We start from the raw sequence: 16,239 nt of genomic DNA, 5'->3' as shown, positions 1-16,239 counted from the left end.
TGCCATAAATACTTTCGCTATGGTTCGCCTGCATCTCAGGCGGCAAGTCCCTGTTAATTATCAACCTGGCCCTGAGCGACCCAAAGGATTAGTTTGAATATCGAAACACGCGAAATACAATTAGAACCCGCCGATAATAATCGGTTGCTGAGCCTGTGCGGTCCGTTTGACGATAACGTGAAGCAGCTGGAGCGCCGGTTGGGTATCGAAATCAGCCACCGCGATCACAGCTTTAAGCTGGTCGGGCGTGCGCTGTGCGTTAATGCCGCCGTGGATATCCTGCGTAATCTGTACGTTGATACCGCCCCGGTACGCGGCGTGATCCCGGATATCGAGCCGGAACAGATTCATCTGGCGATTAAAGAGAGCCGCGTGCTGGAGCAGACGGCGGAAAGCGTGCCGGAATATGGCAAAGCGGTAAACATCAAAACAAAACGCGGCGTGATCAAGCCACGAACGCCGAATCAGGCGCAGTATATTGCTAACATCCTTGACCATGACATCACCTTCGGCGTCGGCCCGGCGGGTACGGGTAAAACCTATCTGGCGGTAGCAGCGGCGGTTGATGCCCTGGAGCGCCAGGAAATACGCCGTATTCTGCTGACGCGTCCGGCTGTCGAAGCGGGTGAAAAGCTCGGCTTTCTGCCGGGTGATTTAAGCCAGAAGGTCGATCCCTATTTGCGTCCGCTGTATGACGCGCTGTTCGAGATGCTGGGTTTTGAGCGCGTAGAGAAGCTGATTGAGCGTAACGTGATTGAGGTTGCGCCGCTGGCCTATATGCGCGGCCGCACGCTGAATGATGCGTTTATTATTCTCGACGAAAGCCAGAACACCACCATCGAGCAGATGAAGATGTTTCTGACCCGTATCGGTTTTAACTCAAAAGCGGTCATTACTGGCGACATTACTCAGATCGACCTGCCGCGCAATGCTAAATCCGGCCTGCGCCATGCGATTGAAGTGTTGTCAAACGTCGAAGAAATCAGCTTTAACTTCTTCCACAGCGAAGATGTGGTGCGCCATCCGGTGGTCGCCCGCATTGTCACGGCCTATGAGGCCTGGGAAGAAGCCGATCAAAAACGCCGCGATAAGCTGGCCGAAGAACGTAAGCGCGAAGCGCAGGCAGCAGCACAGGAACAGAAATGAGTCAGGTTATTCTCGATTTACAGCTGGCCTGCGAGCAGGCCAGCGGACTGCCGAGCGAAGCGGATTTCCGTCGCTGGCTGGAAGCGGTGCTGTTACAGTTCCAGCCCGAAAGCGAAGTTACCATTCGCGTGGTGGATGAAGCGGAAAGCCACGATCTCAACCTGACCTGGCGTGGGAAAGATAAACCTACCAATGTGCTCTCTTTCCCGTTTGAAGCGCCACCCGGCATTGAGTTGCCGCTGCTGGGCGACCTGGTGATTTGCCGTCAGGTCGTCGAACAAGAAGCCGCCGAGCAGGAAAAAGCGCTGGAAGCGCACTGGGCGCACATGGTTATCCATGGCACCCTGCATTTGCTGGGTTACGATCATATTGAAGATGATGAAGCCGAAGAGATGGAATCGCTGGAGACTGAGATAATGCTTGCTCTTGGTTATCCCGATCCGTACATTTCGGAGAAAGAGGCGCCGTAAAGCCGCCTGTTGTTACACCCTGCCGGCCAACGCTGGCAGGCCGATCCTGATAAAGAGAGACCCAAACCAGAACGCCATGAGCGACGACCATTCACAAAACAGCGACAGTCCCAGTAGTAAAAAGGGCTTTTTTTCCCTCATTCTCAACCAGCTTTTTCATGGTGAGCCTAAAAACCGTGAAGAACTGTTGGAACTCATTCGTGATTCCGAGCAGAACGAACTGATCGATCAGGATACGCGTGACATGCTGGAAGGCGTCATGGATATCGCTGAGCAGCGCGTCCGCGATATAATGATCCCCCGCTCGCAAATGATTACGCTGAAACGTAATCAAAGCCTTGAAGAGTGTCTGCAGGTCATCGTTGAGTCCGCCCATTCCCGCTTCCCGGTGATTAGCGAAGATAAAGATCATGTTGAAGGGATCCTGATGGCGAAAGATTTGCTGCCGTTTATGAGCAGTGGATCAGAGCCTTTCAGTATGGAAAAGGTGCTGCGCCCGGCCGTTGTCGTGCCGGAAAGCAAGCGCGTGGACCGGATGCTGAAAGAGTTTCGCTCTCAGCGCTATCATATGGCGATCGTTATCGATGAGTTTGGCGGCGTTTCTGGCCTGGTGACCATTGAAGATATTCTTGAGCTGATCGTGGGTGAAATTGAAGATGAGTATGATGATGAAGAAGATCGTGATATTCGTCAGCTTAGTCGTCACGCCTATACTATTCGCGCCCTGACGCCGATTGAAGACTTCAATGAAGCCTTTGCGACGCAGTTTAGCGATGAAGAGGTCGATACTATCGGCGGTCTGGTCATGCAGGCGTTTGGTCATCTGCCGGCGCGCGGCGAAAGTATTGAAATCGAAGGCTATCAGTTTAAAGTCGCGATGGCGGACAGTCGCCGTATCATTCAGGTGCACGTAAGAATACCGGAAAATGCGCCGCTGCCTGCGCTGGATGAATAATGCTTGTTAAGGCTGTTGCCTGATCCTGGATGAATAACACATTTATGGCTATTGCCTCCTTTTATGCCCGTCAGCAGGTTCGCCTGCTGCTGGCTTTATGTGCCGGCGCCGTCGGCACACTGGCTTTTTCTCCCTATGATTTCTGGCCTGCCGCGCTGCTATCGCTGATCGGCTTACAGGCGCTCACCTTGCAACGCACCACGCCGCAGGCCGCCGCCATCGGTTTCGCCTGGGGCTTTGGCCTGTTTGGCAGCGGCATCAATTGGGTCTATGTTAGTATCGCCACCTTTGGCGGCATGCCTGGCCCGGTCAATGTGCTGTTGGTTATTCTGCTGGCCGCTTATCTGGCGCTCTATCCCCTGCTGTTTGCCGCGGTAGTTAACCGTCTTAGTCCGCAAGCCACCTTATTACGGCTGGTATTGCTGGCGCCGGTCGCCTGGCAGGTCAGCGAATTCCTGCGTGGCTGGATCCTGACCGGTTTTCCCTGGTTGCAGTTCGGCTACAGCCAGATTGACGGCCCCCTAAAGGGGCTGGCACCGCTGGCGGGCGTAGAGGCTGTTACCTTCGCGCTGATGATTATCGCCGGGCTGGCGGTGTATGCCTTAACGCAGCGTCGCCTGTGGCCAGCGCTGGCGGCGCTGGCGCTACTGCTGCTGCCCTGGCCGTTACGTTACATTAGCTGGTATCAGGCGCAGCCTGCGCGGGCGGTGAATGTCGCGCTGGTGCAGGGCAATATTCCGCAGTCGCTGAAATGGGATCCGGAACAGCTGCGCAATACGCTACGCATTTACAGCGACAGCGTGCGTCACTATATGGGCAAAGCGCCGATTATCATCTGGCCGGAATCTGCCGTTTCCGATCTGGAAGTAAACCAGCAGCCCCTGTTACATAAGCTGGACGATGCGCTACAGGCCGGCGGCAGCACGCTGATCACCGGCATTGTGGATTCACGTCTGGCAGGCAATCGCTATCACGATTACAACTCGGTGATCGTGCTGGGCGGGCAGCAGCCCTATAACTATTACGGCGGCAATCGCTACCAGAAAAATCATCTGGTGCCTTTCGGTGAGTTTGTACCGCTGGAATCCTTATTGCGTCCGCTGGCCCCCTTCTTTGATTTGCCGATGTCCTCTTTCAGCCGCGGCGATTATATACAGCCTCAGCTGCAGGCGGCGGGCTATAACCTGACCACCGCTATCTGTTATGAAATCGTGCTGGGTCAACAGGTCAGGGATAACTTCACGCCGCAAACGGATTTTCTGCTTACGGTCTCTAATGATGCCTGGTTTGGCCATTCGATTGGCCCATGGCAGCATTTCCAGATGGCGCGCATGCGTGCGCTGGAGCTGGGTCGCCCGCTATTACGCAGCACCAATAACGGCGTAACCGCCGTAGTCGGCGCCGATGGCGAAGTGCAGCATATTATCCCGCAGTTTACCCGCCAGGTCCTGGAGGCCAACGTCACGCCGACTACCGGCCTAACGCCTTACGCCCGTACCGGCAACATCACCGTTTGGCTGATTACCCTGCTGTTTACGTTGGCCGCACTCTTTGCAGCGCGCCGCTCACGTCGCTGATCCTTCCAGGCGAAGTTCACGCTTCGCCTGTTTTCGTGCCCTTCTTTCTTTTTCATCAAAACGACATCTTTTTTTCATATCGTTACTGGCACAACGTTTGCATTGTAATGACAGCGAAACCGCACTTATGGGCTTTGAGAAAAGGGTTCATCAATCCTTGCACCATTCAGGCTCAGCTCACGCCCCATACCAGGGCAGACCGGCAAATACGCATTAATTTGGTGCGGCGGACTTCGCAAAAAACAAACTTTTTTGTTTCATTGCGTTAACATTCCGCTATGTTAAGGGCTATTCAGAACCCGTTCTGGAACCAAAAGAAAAGCGGCAGGCATTAATAACCTATCTCGGTCCCTGAATTAGGTGCCAAAACGACGAAGGAGTTGGAACATGCAGATGCGCAAAGTGGCACTCTCTCTTCTGTTGCTCAGTGCAGCAGCAGGCGCAGCCCAGGCCGAAGAACTCACCGGCACGCTGAAAAAAATTAATGATAACGGCGTGATTGTCGTTGGGCATCGTGAGTCTTCCGTTCCCTTTTCTTATTACGATAACCAACAGAAAGTGGTGGGTTACTCGCAGGCTTACTCAAACGCCATTGTCGAAGCGATTAAAACCAAACTGAACAAGCCGGATCTGCAGGTCAAAATGTTGCCGGTGACTTCGCAAAACCGCATTCCTTTGTTGCAAAACGGCACTTACGATTTTGAATGCGGCTCCACCACGAATAACCTGGAGCGCCAGAAACAGGCCGCCTTCTCTGATACGGTGTTTATTATCGGTACGCGTCTGCTGGTTAAAAAAGGCAGCCCGATTAAAGATTTCGCCGATCTGAAAGGCAAAACCGTGGTCGTCACCTCCGGCACCACCTCAGAGGTGTTGCTGCATAAGCTGAACGATGAGAAAAAAATGGAGATGCGCATTATTAGCGCGAAAGATCACGGCGACTCTTTCCGCACGCTGGAAACCGGACGCGCCGTCGCCTTTATGATGGATGATGCGCTGCTGGCCGGTGAACGCGCCAAGGCGAAGAAACCGGACAACTGGGAAATCGTCGGCACGCCGCAGTCGAAGGAAGCCTATGGCTGTATGCTGCGCAAAGATGACCCGGCGTTCAAGGCGCTGGTTGATGACACCATCGCTAAAGCGCAAACCTCCGGCCAGGCGGAAAAGTGGTTTGATACCTGGTTTAAACAGCCTATTCCACCGAAAAACCTCAATATGAACTTTGCGCTTTCCGATGATATGAAAGCCCTGTTCAAGACGCCAAATGATAAAGCGTTGAATTAATTACAATGAAAACAGGGCGATGCGTCGCCCACTCGATTGCTGAAAACAGGCCCGGACAGACAGCGTGAATCGGTCGTTCCCCGGCTCACGTTCCACAGAGGCCTCTCATCAATCTTCAGGGTAGCTTAGCTACCCTTTTTTACCGGAGTTTGTTATGGGTATTGACTGGAACTGGGGCATTTTTTTCGAACAGGCCCCGTTTGGAAACACCACCTATCTCGGCTGGCTGTGGTCAGGATTGCAAACCACGGTTACCGTCTCGTTATGCGCCTGGATCATCGCCTTTTTTGTCGGGTCTTTCTTTGGCATTCTGCGTACGGCGCCCAGCCGACTGCTGTCAGCGATTGGCACCTGCTATGTTGAGCTGTTCCGCAATATTCCTTTAATCGTTCAGTTCTTTTTCTGGTATCTGGTGGCGCCGGAACTGGTCGGTGAAGAGCTGGGGATGTGGTTTAAAGCCGAACTCGATCCTAACCTGCAGTTTTTCCTCTCTTCCACTATCTGCCTTGGCCTGTTTACCGCCGCCCGCGTTTGTGAACAGGTGCGCGCGGCTATTCAGTCGCTGCCGCGCGGTCAACAAAACGCCGGATTAGCGCTGGGGTTAACGCTGCCGCAAACCTATCGCTATGTCCTGCTGCCGAATGCCTATCGGGTGATTGTGCCGCCGATGACCTCGGAAATGCTGAACCTGGTTAAAAACTCGGCTATCGCTTCTACCATCGGCCTGGTAGATATGGCGGCGCAGGCGGGCAAGCTGCTGGACTATTCCGCACATGCCTACGAATCTTTCACCGCTATTACGCTCGCCTATATCGCCATCAACCTGGTGATTATGCTGTTGATGAGCCTGATAGAGCGTAAGGTGCGTTTGCCCGGCAATATGGGGAGTAAATGATGTACGAATTTGACTGGAGTTCCATTGCCCCCAGCCTGCCTTACCTGATTAGCGGCCTGGTCATTACTCTGAAAATCACCGTTACGGCAGTGGTGTTCGGCATCCTCTGGGGTACGCTGCTGGCGGTGATGCGTCTCTCTACCTTTAAGCCGATCAGCTGGTTTGCCAAACTGTATGTCAATCTGTTCCGCTCCGTGCCGTTGGTGATGGTGCTGCTGTGGTTCTATCTGGTGGTGCCCAGCTTTTTACAACAGGTGCTGGGCATTTCGCCGAAGACCGATATCCGTCTGATTTCAGCCATGGTGGCCTTCTCGCTGTTTGAAGCGGCCTACTATTCCGAAATTATCCGCGCCGGCATCCAAAGTATTTCTCGCGGGCAGTCCAGCGCCGGACTGGCGCTGGGCATGACGCCGCTACAAACCATGCGGCTGATTATTCTGCCGCAGGCGTTTCGCGCCATGGTGCCGCTGCTGCTGACGCAGGGCATCGTACTGTTTCAGGATACCTCGCTGGTTTATGTATTAAGCCTGGCCGACTTCTTCCGCACCGCCACGTCAATTGGCGAACGTGACGGCACTCAGGTCGAGATGATTCTGTTTGCCGGTCTGGTTTATTTCGTTATCAGTATTAGCGCGTCAATGCTGGTCAGCTATCTAAAAAGAAAAAGGACGGTTTAAATGATTACCCTGAAAAACGTTTCAAAGTGGTATGGTCACTTTCAGGTGCTGACCGATTGTTCCACTCAGGTGAATAAAGGGGAAGTGGTGGTGGTTTGTGGCCCTTCCGGCTCCGGCAAATCTACCTTGATCAAAACCGTAAACGGCCTGGAACCTATTCAGCAAGGCACCATTGAAGTTAACGGCATTCAGCTAAACGATAAAAAAACCAATCTGGCCCAGCTGCGTTCTAAAGTCGGGATGGTGTTCCAGCATTTTGAGCTTTTCCCTCATCTCAGCATTATAGAAAACCTGACGCTGGCCCAACAAAAGGTGCTGAAACGCAACAAAGAGGCGGCGCGCGACAAAGGCCTGAAGCTGTTGGATCGCGTGGGTCTTTCCGCCCACGCCAATAAGTTCCCCGCTCAGCTTTCCGGCGGGCAGCAGCAGCGCGTGGCGATTGCGCGCGCGCTCTGTATGGATCCGGTAGCGATGCTGTTTGACGAACCGACTTCCGCACTTGATCCGGAAATGATTAACGAGGTGCTGGATGTCATGGTAGAGCTGGCGCAAGAAGGCATGACGATGATGGTGGTAACCCATGAAATGGGTTTTGCCCGTAAAGTGGCTAACCGGGTGATTTTTATGGATGAGGGCAAAATTATTGAGGATGCCCAGAAAGAAGCTTTTTTCGCCGATCCACGCTCCGATCGCGCCAAAGACTTCCTGGCTAAAATTCTGCATTAACCATTAGGGCAGCCGGTTGGCTGCCCTTCGCTTTAGCCGTACCGGTTCAGGGCGTAAAAGGCTGGCGTTGAAAATGATCATGTCCGCATTCTGGACAGAGCGTTAGGGTTTCCGGCGTATAGATCGCCCGGGTAAAGTGACACTTTTCACACACCAGGTTCCCCAGCCCTACCACTTCCCCGCTCTGATAGACGCCGTGGTGGCTAAGATCCTGGAACACCTCGCGCCACTCCAGCTGGCTTTTATCGGTAATATCCGCCAGCTCTTTCCACAGGCTCTCGCGTATCACGCGCATGAATACGCTGTCGGTCGCGTCGCTCTCATTTTCCTGATAGCTACGGGCAAACTCTTCCAGATCGCGCCGCACCGCGCGCGTCACTTCATTTACCTCATTGCGTGACAAATCGCTGTGCATCATAAGCTGTTGTCGGGCACGCTCCACCATACCGTCGATATCGCGATCGCCCTGGGTTAAACGCTCGCTGAGCGAAGAGATCAGTTGCTGATAATGCTGCGCCACCTTATTCATATTTTCTCCTGTTATCGCGATTGATGACTACGTACCTGCGCCCTCCGCGCGTTGAATTTGTTAGCACTCTGTATCGGCGTTGCTTTTAATTCTAGCGCTTATCACGGATTTACTCCGCCTGTACCGTGATTCGCAGCAAATTCTGCAGGCACGCTTCCAGCTTACAGAGAAATGGCCTGCCGGTTGCCGTCAGGTGTTGTTGCAGCAAAGCCTTATCGGCTATGCTATGCGGATCTTATCTACACAGTTCAGGCTTCGCGCTATTCATAAAGGACCACAGGCTGCCATGCAAGAGCAATACCGCCCGGAAGAGATAGAATCCCACGTTCAACAACACTGGGATCAACAACAGACCTTCAAAGTGACCGAAGAAGAAGGCAAAGAGAAATATTACTGCCTCTCAATGCTGCCCTATCCTTCTGGTCGCCTTCATATGGGCCATGTGCGCAACTACACCATTGGCGATGTGATCGCCCGCTACCAGCGTATGCTGGGTAAAAATGTCCTGCAGCCGATCGGTTGGGATGCCTTCGGCCTGCCTGCAGAAGGCGCCGCGGTAAAAAATAAAACCGCGCCGGCCCCCTGGACCTACTCCAACATCGAATACATGAAAAACCAGCTGAAACTGCTGGGCTTTGGCTATGACTGGAGCCGTGAACTGGCGACCTGTCAGCCAGAGTATTACCGCTGGGAACAGTGGTTCTTCACCAAACTGTATGAAAAAGGCCTGGTTTATAAAAAAACCTCGGCGGTTAACTGGTGCCCGAACGATCAAACCGTACTGGCGAATGAGCAAGTCATCGACGGCTGCTGCTGGCGCTGCGATACCAAAGTTGAGCGTAAAGAGATCCCGCAGTGGTTTATTAAAATCACCGACTACGCTGACGAATTGTTGAACGACCTGGACAAGCTGGAAGACTGGCCGGAACAGGTTAAAACCATGCAGCGCAACTGGATCGGCCGTTCTGAAGGGGTGGAGATCACCTTTGAGGTAGACGCCAGCGAAGAGAAATTGACCGTCTATACCACGCGTCCCGATACCTTTATGGGTGCAACCTATGTGGCGGTTGCCGCTGGTCATCCGCTGGCCACCCAGGCGGCGATGAATAATCCCGTTCTGGCCGATTTTATTGCCGAGTGCCGTAATACCAAGGTAGCCGAAGCTGAAATGGCTACCATGGAGAAAAAAGGCATGGCGACCGGCCTGTTCGCTATCCACCCGCTGAGCGGCGAAAAAGTGCCGGTTTGGGTCGCTAACTTTGTGCTGATGGAATATGGCACCGGCGCGGTGATGGCGGTGCCTGCTCACGATCAGCGCGACTGGGAGTTCGCCACCAAGTACGATCTGCCGATTAAGCCGGTAGTGCTGAATCTTGATGGCAGCGAGCCGGACGTCAGCGCGGCGGCCATGACCGACAAGGGCACGCTGTTTAACTCCGGCGAGTTCGACGGCCTTGATCATGAAGCGGGCTTTAACGCCATTGCTGAGCGCCTGGCGGAAAAAGGTGTGGGCGTGCGTAAAGTTAACTACCGCCTGCGCGACTGGGGCGTTTCCCGTCAACGTTACTGGGGCGCGCCGATCCCAATGGTGACGCTGGAAGATGGCACGGTGATGCCGACGCCGGAAGATCAGCTGCCGGTTATCCTGCCAGAAGACGTGGTAATGGATGGCATTACCAGCCCGATTAAAGCCGATCCGGAGTGGGCAAAAACCACCGTTAACGGTCAGCCGGCGCTGCGTGAAACCGACACCTTCGATACCTTTATGGAATCCTCTTGGTATTACGCGCGTTACACCTGCCCTGACTACGATAAAGGCATGCTGGATCCCGCTGCGGCTAACTACTGGCTGCCGGTCGATCAATACATCGGCGGTATTGAACACGCGATAATGCACCTGATGTATTTCCGCTTCTTCCACAAGCTGCTGCGCGATGCGGGCATGGTTACCTCTGACGAGCCGGCGAAACGCCTGCTGTGCCAGGGCATGGTGTTAGCGGACGCCTTCTATTATCTGGGCGAAAACGGCGAGCGTAACTGGGTTTCCCCGGTAGATGTGACCGTTGAGCGCGATGAGAAAGGCCGCATCGTTAAGGCGACCGATACCTCTGGCCGCGAGGTGATCTACGCGGGCATGAGTAAAATGTCGAAATCGAAAAATAACGGTATCGACCCGCAGCTGATGGTTGAGCGTTACGGCGCCGATACCGTTCGCCTGTTTATGATGTTCGCTTCACCGGCGGAAATGACGCTGGAATGGCAAGAGTCGGGCGTTGAAGGCGCTAACCGCTTCCTGAAGCGCGTCTGGAAACTGGCTTACGAGCACAGCCAGAAAGGCGCGACCGTGGCGCTGGATATCAACAGCCTGAACGATGACCAGAAAGCGCTGCGTCGCGATCTGCATAAAACCATCGCTAAAGTCTCTGATGACATCGGTCGCCGTCAGACTTTCAACACCGCTATCGCGGCGATTATGGAGCTGATGAACAAGCTGGCGCGCGCGCCGCAGGAGAGCGAACAGGATCGCGCCCTGCTGCAGGAAGCGCTGCTGGCCGTGGTGCGTATGCTTTATCCTTTCACTCCGCACGCCAGCTTTACGCTGTGGCAGGCGCTGGGTGGCGAAGGCGAGATTGATAATGCGCCATGGCCGGTTGCTGATGAAGCCGCGATGGTGGAAGATTCGGTGCTGGTAGTAGTGCAGGTTAACGGCAAAGTGCGCGGTAAAATTACCGTGGCGGCGGATGCCACTCAGGATCAGGTTCAGGCGCTGGCCGCGCAGGAGCATCTGGTGGCGAAATACCTGGACGGCGTGACCATTCGTAAAGTGATTTACGTCCCGGGCAAACTGCTTAACCTGGTTGTGGGTTAAGTTCAGGAGGAACTGTGCGACATCCGATTTTTACCTTTTTACTCGGTCTGGCGGTACTGGTTACCGCCGGCTGCGGCTTCCATCTGCGCAGCACCACTCAGGTACCGCATGAGTTGCGTACCCTGGTATTGCAAAGCAGTGATCCTTACGGTCCGTTAGCGCGCACGGTGCGCCAGCAGCTACGCCTGAATAATATTACGGTTGTAGATGCGGAAAACGCGGGCACCCGTACCGACCTGCCTACCCTGCGCCTGGCAGCAGAGCGTCAGGGCCAGGATACGGCATCGGTGTTTCAGAACGGCGTCACGGCGGAGTATTCCATGGTGATGACGGTCAGCGCACAGGTAGTGATACCGAATAAGGGTATCTATCCTATCAACGCGACCACCTACCGTTCGTTCGTAGATAACCCGCTGGCGGCGCTGGCGAAAGATGCCGAACAGGTCATCATTCGCGATGAAATGCGTCAGCGTGTCGCCGAACAGCTGGTACGTAAACTGCTGACGGTGCACGCCGCGCAGCTGAACGATAAAGAGACGCTGCCGTCACCGGACGTATTGGCGCCGGGTGAGGATTCACCGGAAGTCTCCTCTTCATCGGCTACCAGTCTGCAATGATCAGGATTTACCCTGAGCAACTCCGCACGCAGCTCCACGAGGGGCTGCGTGCCTGTTATCTGCTAATGGGCAATGAGCCGTTGCTGCTGCAGGAGAGCCATGATGCGATCAAGGCCTGCGCGCAGCAGCAGGGGTTTATTGAACATTTTAACGTCGCGCTGGATAACCAGACCGACTGGGACGGCGTGTTCAGCAACTGCCAGGCGATGAGCCTGTTTGCCAGTCGTCAGACGCTGACCTTAACGCTGCCGGAAAATGGTCCCAATGCGGCAATGGCCAGCCAGCTGGAGAAGCTAAGCACTCTGCTACACAGCGACATCCTGCCGATTATTATCGGGAACCGGCTGACCAAAGCGCAGGAAAACAGCGCCTGGTTTAAAGCACTGAGCGCACAGGCGGTGCTGGTGCCCTGTGCTACGCCTGAACATGCGCAGCTGCCGCGCTGGGTTGCCGCGCGCGCTAAAAGTCTGAAACTGGATTTAGATGACGCAGCCTGTCAGCTGCTTTGCTATTGCTATGAAGGCAATTTGCTGGCGCTGGCGCAGGCGCTGGAACGTTTATCGCTGCTCTGGCCGGATGGCAAACTCACGCTGCCGCGCGTGGAGCAGGCGGTAAGCGATGCCGCGCATTTTACCCCTTTTCACTGGGTTGATGCCCTATTGGCGGGCAAAAGCAAACGCGCGCTGCATATTCTTCGCCAGCTTGCCGCTGAAGAGAGCGAGCCGGTGATTTTAATCCGTACCCTGCAGCGCGAACTGCTGCTGCTGTTAACGCTACAACGTCAGCAGAGCAGTGTCCCGCTGCGCACCTTATTCGATCAACATCGCGTATGGCAAAATCGTCGCGCTCTGTTCAGCGAAGCGCTGCAGCGCCTGACGTTAGTGCAAATCCGCCAGGCCATTCAATTGCTGACGCGCCTGGAAATCACCCTCAAACAGGATTACGGTCAGCGGCTGTGGCCGGAGCTGGAAACCCTCTCGCTGCTGCTATGTAATAAAGCCCTTCCTGCAGAATTAGGCGAATTTTAAATGGCTTCACTGCATGCGCTGTTTGGCGGCACCTTTGATCCGATTCATTACGGCCACCTGAAAACCGTGCAGGCGCTGGCGCTGGAAGTGGGATTACGTCAGGTCACGCTGCTGCCGAATAACGTGCCGCCGCATCGACCTCAGCCTGAAGCCAGCGCCGCACAGCGCGTGGCGATGGTAAAGCTGGCGATCGCCGATCGTCCACTGTTTAACCTTGATACGCGCGAGCTGGAGCGTGAAGCCCCTTCGTACACGGTCGAAACACTGGAGCAACTGCGTGCCGAGCGCGGCGCGCAACAGCCGCTGGCCTTTATCATCGGCCAGGACTCGCTGCTCAGCCTGCACAAATGGCACCGCTGGCAGCAACTGATGGATCTCTGTCATCTTCTGGTATGCCAGCGCCCGGGCTACGATCGCACGATGCCAACGCCGGATCTACAGCGCTGGCTTCGGCAGCATCAGACCCAGGATGCCAGCGCCTTGCATCAACAGCCTGCCGGGTTAATCTGGCTGGCGGATACGCCGCTGGTGCCAATCTCCGCTACCGATATCCGTCGTCGTCGCCATCAGGGACTTTCCTGTGACGATTTGCTGCCGTCCGCGGTGATCGACTATATCAATCATCACGGCTTATATCGCCCCTGATAAGCGCATGCTATACTGCGCCGCTCGATTTTTCAGGCGCCGCAAAGCGCGTTTTACAGACAACAGAAACGCTTAAAAGGTGAACCTTTTGCAAGGTAAAGAACTCCAAGATTTCGTTATTGATAAGATTGATGACCTGAAAGGTCAGGACATTATTGCGATCAACGTGCAGGGTAAATCCAGCATCACCGATTGTATGATCATCTGTACCGGCACCTCTTCACGTCATGTGATGTCGATTGCCGATCATGTGATGGAAGAATCCCGTGCGGCTGGCCTGATTCCGCTGGGCGTGGAAGGGAAAAATGTGGCCGACTGGGTCGTGGTCGATCTCGGTGAAATTATTGTTCACGTCATGCAGGAAGAGAGTCGTCACCTGTATGAGCTGGAAAAGCTCTGGAGTTAAGTCGTGAAGTTGCAGCTTGTCGCCGTAGGCACCAAAATGCCGGAGTGGGTTCAAACCGGCTTTATGGAATACCTGCGCCGCTTTCCAAAAGATATGCCGCTGGAACTGACAGAAGTCTCCGCCGGTAAGCGCGGTAAAAACGCGGATATCAAACGTATTCTTGAAAAAGAAGGGGAAGCGATGCTGGCTGCCGTCGGTAAGGGCAACCGTATTGTGACGCTGGATATTCCCGGACAGCCGTGGGAGACGCCGCAGCTTGCCCAACAGCTGGAGCGCTGGAAGCAGGATGGCCGCGACGTCAGCCTGCTGATTGGCGGCCCGGAAGGGTTGTCGCCAGCCTGCAAAGCGGCGGCGGAACAGAGCTGGTCGCTTTCAGCCCTTACGCTGCCTCATCCGTTGGTACGCGTGTTGGTTGCAGAAAGCCTGTATCGTGCATGGAGCATTACTGCGAATCATCCTTATCATCGTGAATAACCCGATAAGGCAAAATGGACACCCCAAACAGCGGATGAAATCTCAACGTAACTCTTTTCGTGACTATACTGCCGAGCAGACCCTGTTTGTACGGCGAGCGCTGCTGGCCTTTGTCGGCATCTTCCTGCTCTCCGGGATTCTGGTCTTTAACCTGTATCATCTACAAATTTTACGCTTCGAAGATTACAGTACCCGTTCTAACCAAAACCGTATCAAGCTGGTGCCGGTGGCGCCCAGCCGCGGCATTATCTATGACCGCAACGGCACGCCGCTGGCGCTGAATCGCACCATTTACCAGGCGGAGCTGGTGCCGGAAAAAGTCGATAATCTTCAGCAGACGCTGCAGGCGCTGCGCCCGGTGCTCGATCTCACCGATGATGATATTGATAATTTTGAGAAAGAGCGTAAGCGGTCGCGTCGCTTTACCTCTATCGCGCTGAAAACCGCGCTGAATGATGTTCAGGTCGCCCGTTTCGCCGTTAACCAGTATCGCTTTCCCGGCGTAGAGGTTAAAGGCTATCAGCGTCGCTACTATCCTTACGGTCAGACGCTGACCCATGTGGTGGGCTACGTCTCTAAAATCAACGATCGCGACGTGGCGCGCCTGGATAAAGAGGGTAAATGGCCTAACTACGCGGCCACGCACGATATCGGTAAGTTGGGCATCGAAAACTATTACGAAGATGTGCTGCATGGCAAAACCGGCTATGAAGAGGTTGAGGTCAACAACCGTGGCCGCGTTATCCGCCAGCTGCATGAGCAGTCGCCGCAGGCCGGGCGCGATATCTGGCTGACCATCGATCTTAAGCTGCAGCAGTATATTGAAACGCTACTGGTCGGCAGCCGCGCGGCGGTGGTGGTAAGCGATCCGCGCACCGGCGAGATTCTGGCGATGGTCTCCACGCCAAGCTATGACCCGAACCTGTTTGTCGATGGCATTTCCAGTAAGGATTATAAGGCGCTGCTGCAGGATGAAAACCGCCCGCTGTATAACCGTGCGATTCAGGCCGCCTACCCTCCCGCCTCGACGGTGAAACCCTATGTGGCCGTTTCGGCCCTGAGCGCCGGGGTGATCAATCGTAATACCAGCCTGTTCGACCCCGGCTGGTGGCAGCTGCCAGGCTCAGAAAAGCGCTACCGCGACTGGAAAAAATGGGGACACGGTCGGCTGAACGTCACCCGTTCGCTGGAAGAGTCTGCGGATACCTTCTTCTATCAGGTTGCCTACGATATGGGCATCGATCGCCTGTCCGAGTGGATGAATAAATTTGGCTATGGTCAGCGTACCGGTATCGATCTGCCGCAGGAAAACCCCGGCAATATGCCGACGCGCGAATGGAAAATGAAGCGTTTCAAAAAGCCGTGGTATCAGGGCGACACCATTCCGGTGGGCATTGGTCAGGGCTACTGGACGGCAACGCCGCTGCAGATGAACAAAGCGCTGATGATTCTCATTAACGACGGCATCATCAAAACGCCGCACCTGCTGCGCGCCACGCGGGAAAATAATCTGCTGGTGCCTTACCGCCAGCCGCCTGCCCAGCCGATTGGCGATATTCACTCCGGCTACTGGGAGATCGCCAAAGATGGCATGTACGGCGTAGCTAACCGGCCAAACGGCACCGCTCATAAGAGCTTTGATAACGCCCCGTATAAAATCGCGGCGAAATCCGGTACGGCGCAGGTGTTCGGCCTGAAGGAAAATGAGACCTATAATGCGCACAAAATCGCCGAGCGGCTGCGTGACCATAAACTCATGACGGCGTTCGCTCCCTATGATAAGCCGCGCGTGGCGGTAACGATGATTCTGGAGAACGGCGGCGCGGGCCCTGCTGTGGGTACCGTGATGCGTCAGATCCTCGACCACATTATGTTAGGCGATAATAATACGGTGTTGCCGGATGCTGCGCCGACACCGCCCGGTTATGAAGGTGAATAACG

General features: G+C 54.8%; 16 protein-coding genes. 15 read left to right on the top strand and 1 reads right to left on the bottom strand.

The genetic code is table 11. From position 1 onward, the window contains the following. Nucleotides 1-93: 93 nt before the first annotated feature. The 8 genes from K6958_RS06635 (at nucleotide 94) to K6958_RS06600 (ending at nucleotide 7,730) form a co-directional block, all read left to right on the top strand. Nucleotides 94-1,146, top strand: coding sequence for a PhoH family protein (locus K6958_RS06635; protein ID WP_249893912.1), 1,053 nt, complete (start codon nucleotides 94-96; stop codon nucleotides 1,144-1,146). After that, nucleotides 1,143-1,616, top strand: a complete 474-nt coding sequence (gene ybeY / locus K6958_RS06630; RefSeq protein ID WP_249893911.1) for an rRNA maturation RNase YbeY — start codon at nucleotides 1,143-1,145, stop codon at nucleotides 1,614-1,616. The genes K6958_RS06635 and ybeY overlap by 4 nt, the downstream gene beginning before the upstream one ends. Before the next feature lie 76 nt (nucleotides 1,617-1,692). Beyond that, on the top strand, nucleotides 1,693-2,571 hold the full coding sequence (corC, locus tag K6958_RS06625; RefSeq protein ID WP_249893910.1) for a CNNM family magnesium/cobalt transport protein CorC: 879 nt from the start codon (nucleotides 1,693-1,695) through the stop codon (nucleotides 2,569-2,571). A gap of 44 nt (nucleotides 2,572-2,615) precedes the next feature. Further along, a complete protein-coding gene (gene lnt / locus K6958_RS06620) occupies nucleotides 2,616-4,148 on the top strand; it encodes an apolipoprotein N-acyltransferase (protein ID WP_249894610.1) in 1,533 nt (510 codons plus the stop codon). A 387-nt stretch (nucleotides 4,149-4,535) separates the two neighbouring features. Continuing rightward, nucleotides 4,536-5,432, top strand: coding sequence for an amino acid ABC transporter substrate-binding protein (locus K6958_RS06615; protein ID WP_249893909.1), 897 nt, complete (start codon nucleotides 4,536-4,538; stop codon nucleotides 5,430-5,432). Between the two features lie 154 nt (nucleotides 5,433-5,586). Further along, entirely contained in the window at nucleotides 5,587-6,327 is a 741-nt protein-coding gene (locus K6958_RS06610; RefSeq protein ID WP_249893908.1) for an amino acid ABC transporter permease, read from the top strand. Further along, nucleotides 6,327-7,004 carry a glutamate/aspartate ABC transporter permease GltK gene (gene gltK / locus K6958_RS06605; protein WP_249894609.1) on the top strand — a complete coding sequence of 226 codons (678 nt, stop codon included), beginning with the start codon at nucleotides 6,327-6,329 and terminating at the stop codon, nucleotides 7,002-7,004. Before K6958_RS06610 ends, gltK begins: the two co-directional genes overlap by 1 nt. Further along, nucleotides 7,005-7,730 (top strand): amino acid ABC transporter ATP-binding protein, encoded by a 726-nt coding sequence (locus K6958_RS06600; protein ID WP_249893907.1) that lies wholly within the window; start codon nucleotides 7,005-7,007, stop codon nucleotides 7,728-7,730. 46 nt (nucleotides 7,731-7,776) lie between these two features. On the opposite strand, the gene K6958_RS06595 is transcribed toward K6958_RS06600, so the two are convergent. Next, entirely contained in the window at nucleotides 7,777-8,259 is a 483-nt protein-coding gene (locus K6958_RS06595) for a zinc ribbon-containing protein (protein WP_249893906.1), read from the bottom strand. Between the two features lie 286 nt (nucleotides 8,260-8,545). Here K6958_RS06595 and leuS point away from each other — a divergent pair, with 286 nt between their 5' ends. From leuS to mrdA, 7 genes are all read left to right on the top strand, one after another. After that, nucleotides 8,546-11,128 (top strand): leucine--tRNA ligase, encoded by a 2,583-nt coding sequence (leuS, locus tag K6958_RS06590; protein ID WP_249893905.1) that lies wholly within the window; start codon nucleotides 8,546-8,548, stop codon nucleotides 11,126-11,128. Nucleotides 11,129-11,142: 14 nt separating this feature from the next. Continuing rightward, entirely contained in the window at nucleotides 11,143-11,745 is a 603-nt protein-coding gene (lptE, locus tag K6958_RS06585) for an LPS assembly lipoprotein LptE (protein WP_249893904.1), read from the top strand. Then, complete coding sequence (gene holA / locus K6958_RS06580; RefSeq protein ID WP_249893903.1) at nucleotides 11,742-12,773, top strand: DNA polymerase III subunit delta; 1,032 nt, start codon at nucleotides 11,742-11,744, stop codon at nucleotides 12,771-12,773. Before lptE ends, holA begins: the two co-directional genes overlap by 4 nt. After that, complete coding sequence (nadD, locus tag K6958_RS06575) at nucleotides 12,774-13,418, top strand: nicotinate-nucleotide adenylyltransferase (RefSeq protein ID WP_249893902.1); 645 nt, start codon at nucleotides 12,774-12,776, stop codon at nucleotides 13,416-13,418. It begins immediately after the preceding gene. An 88-nt stretch (nucleotides 13,419-13,506) separates the two neighbouring features. Continuing rightward, nucleotides 13,507-13,824, top strand: a complete 318-nt coding sequence (rsfS, locus tag K6958_RS06570; RefSeq protein ID WP_085067631.1) for a ribosome silencing factor — start codon at nucleotides 13,507-13,509, stop codon at nucleotides 13,822-13,824. A 3-nt stretch (nucleotides 13,825-13,827) separates the two neighbouring features. Then, complete coding sequence (gene rlmH, locus K6958_RS06565) at nucleotides 13,828-14,298, top strand: 23S rRNA (pseudouridine(1915)-N(3))-methyltransferase RlmH (protein WP_249893901.1); 471 nt, start codon at nucleotides 13,828-13,830, stop codon at nucleotides 14,296-14,298. 34 nt (nucleotides 14,299-14,332) lie between these two features. Next, entirely contained in the window at nucleotides 14,333-16,237 is a 1,905-nt protein-coding gene (mrdA, locus tag K6958_RS06560; protein ID WP_249893900.1) for a peptidoglycan DD-transpeptidase MrdA, read from the top strand. Nucleotides 16,238-16,239 lie beyond the last annotated feature (2 nt).

The sequence above is a fragment of the Mixta hanseatica genome (assembly GCF_023517775.1).
In the GTDB taxonomy this organism is placed as follows: domain Bacteria; phylum Pseudomonadota; class Gammaproteobacteria; order Enterobacterales; family Enterobacteriaceae; genus Mixta; species Mixta hanseatica.
Note: the sequence above shows the minus strand (reverse complement) of the source record. Positions and strands in the feature narration are given on the sequence as shown.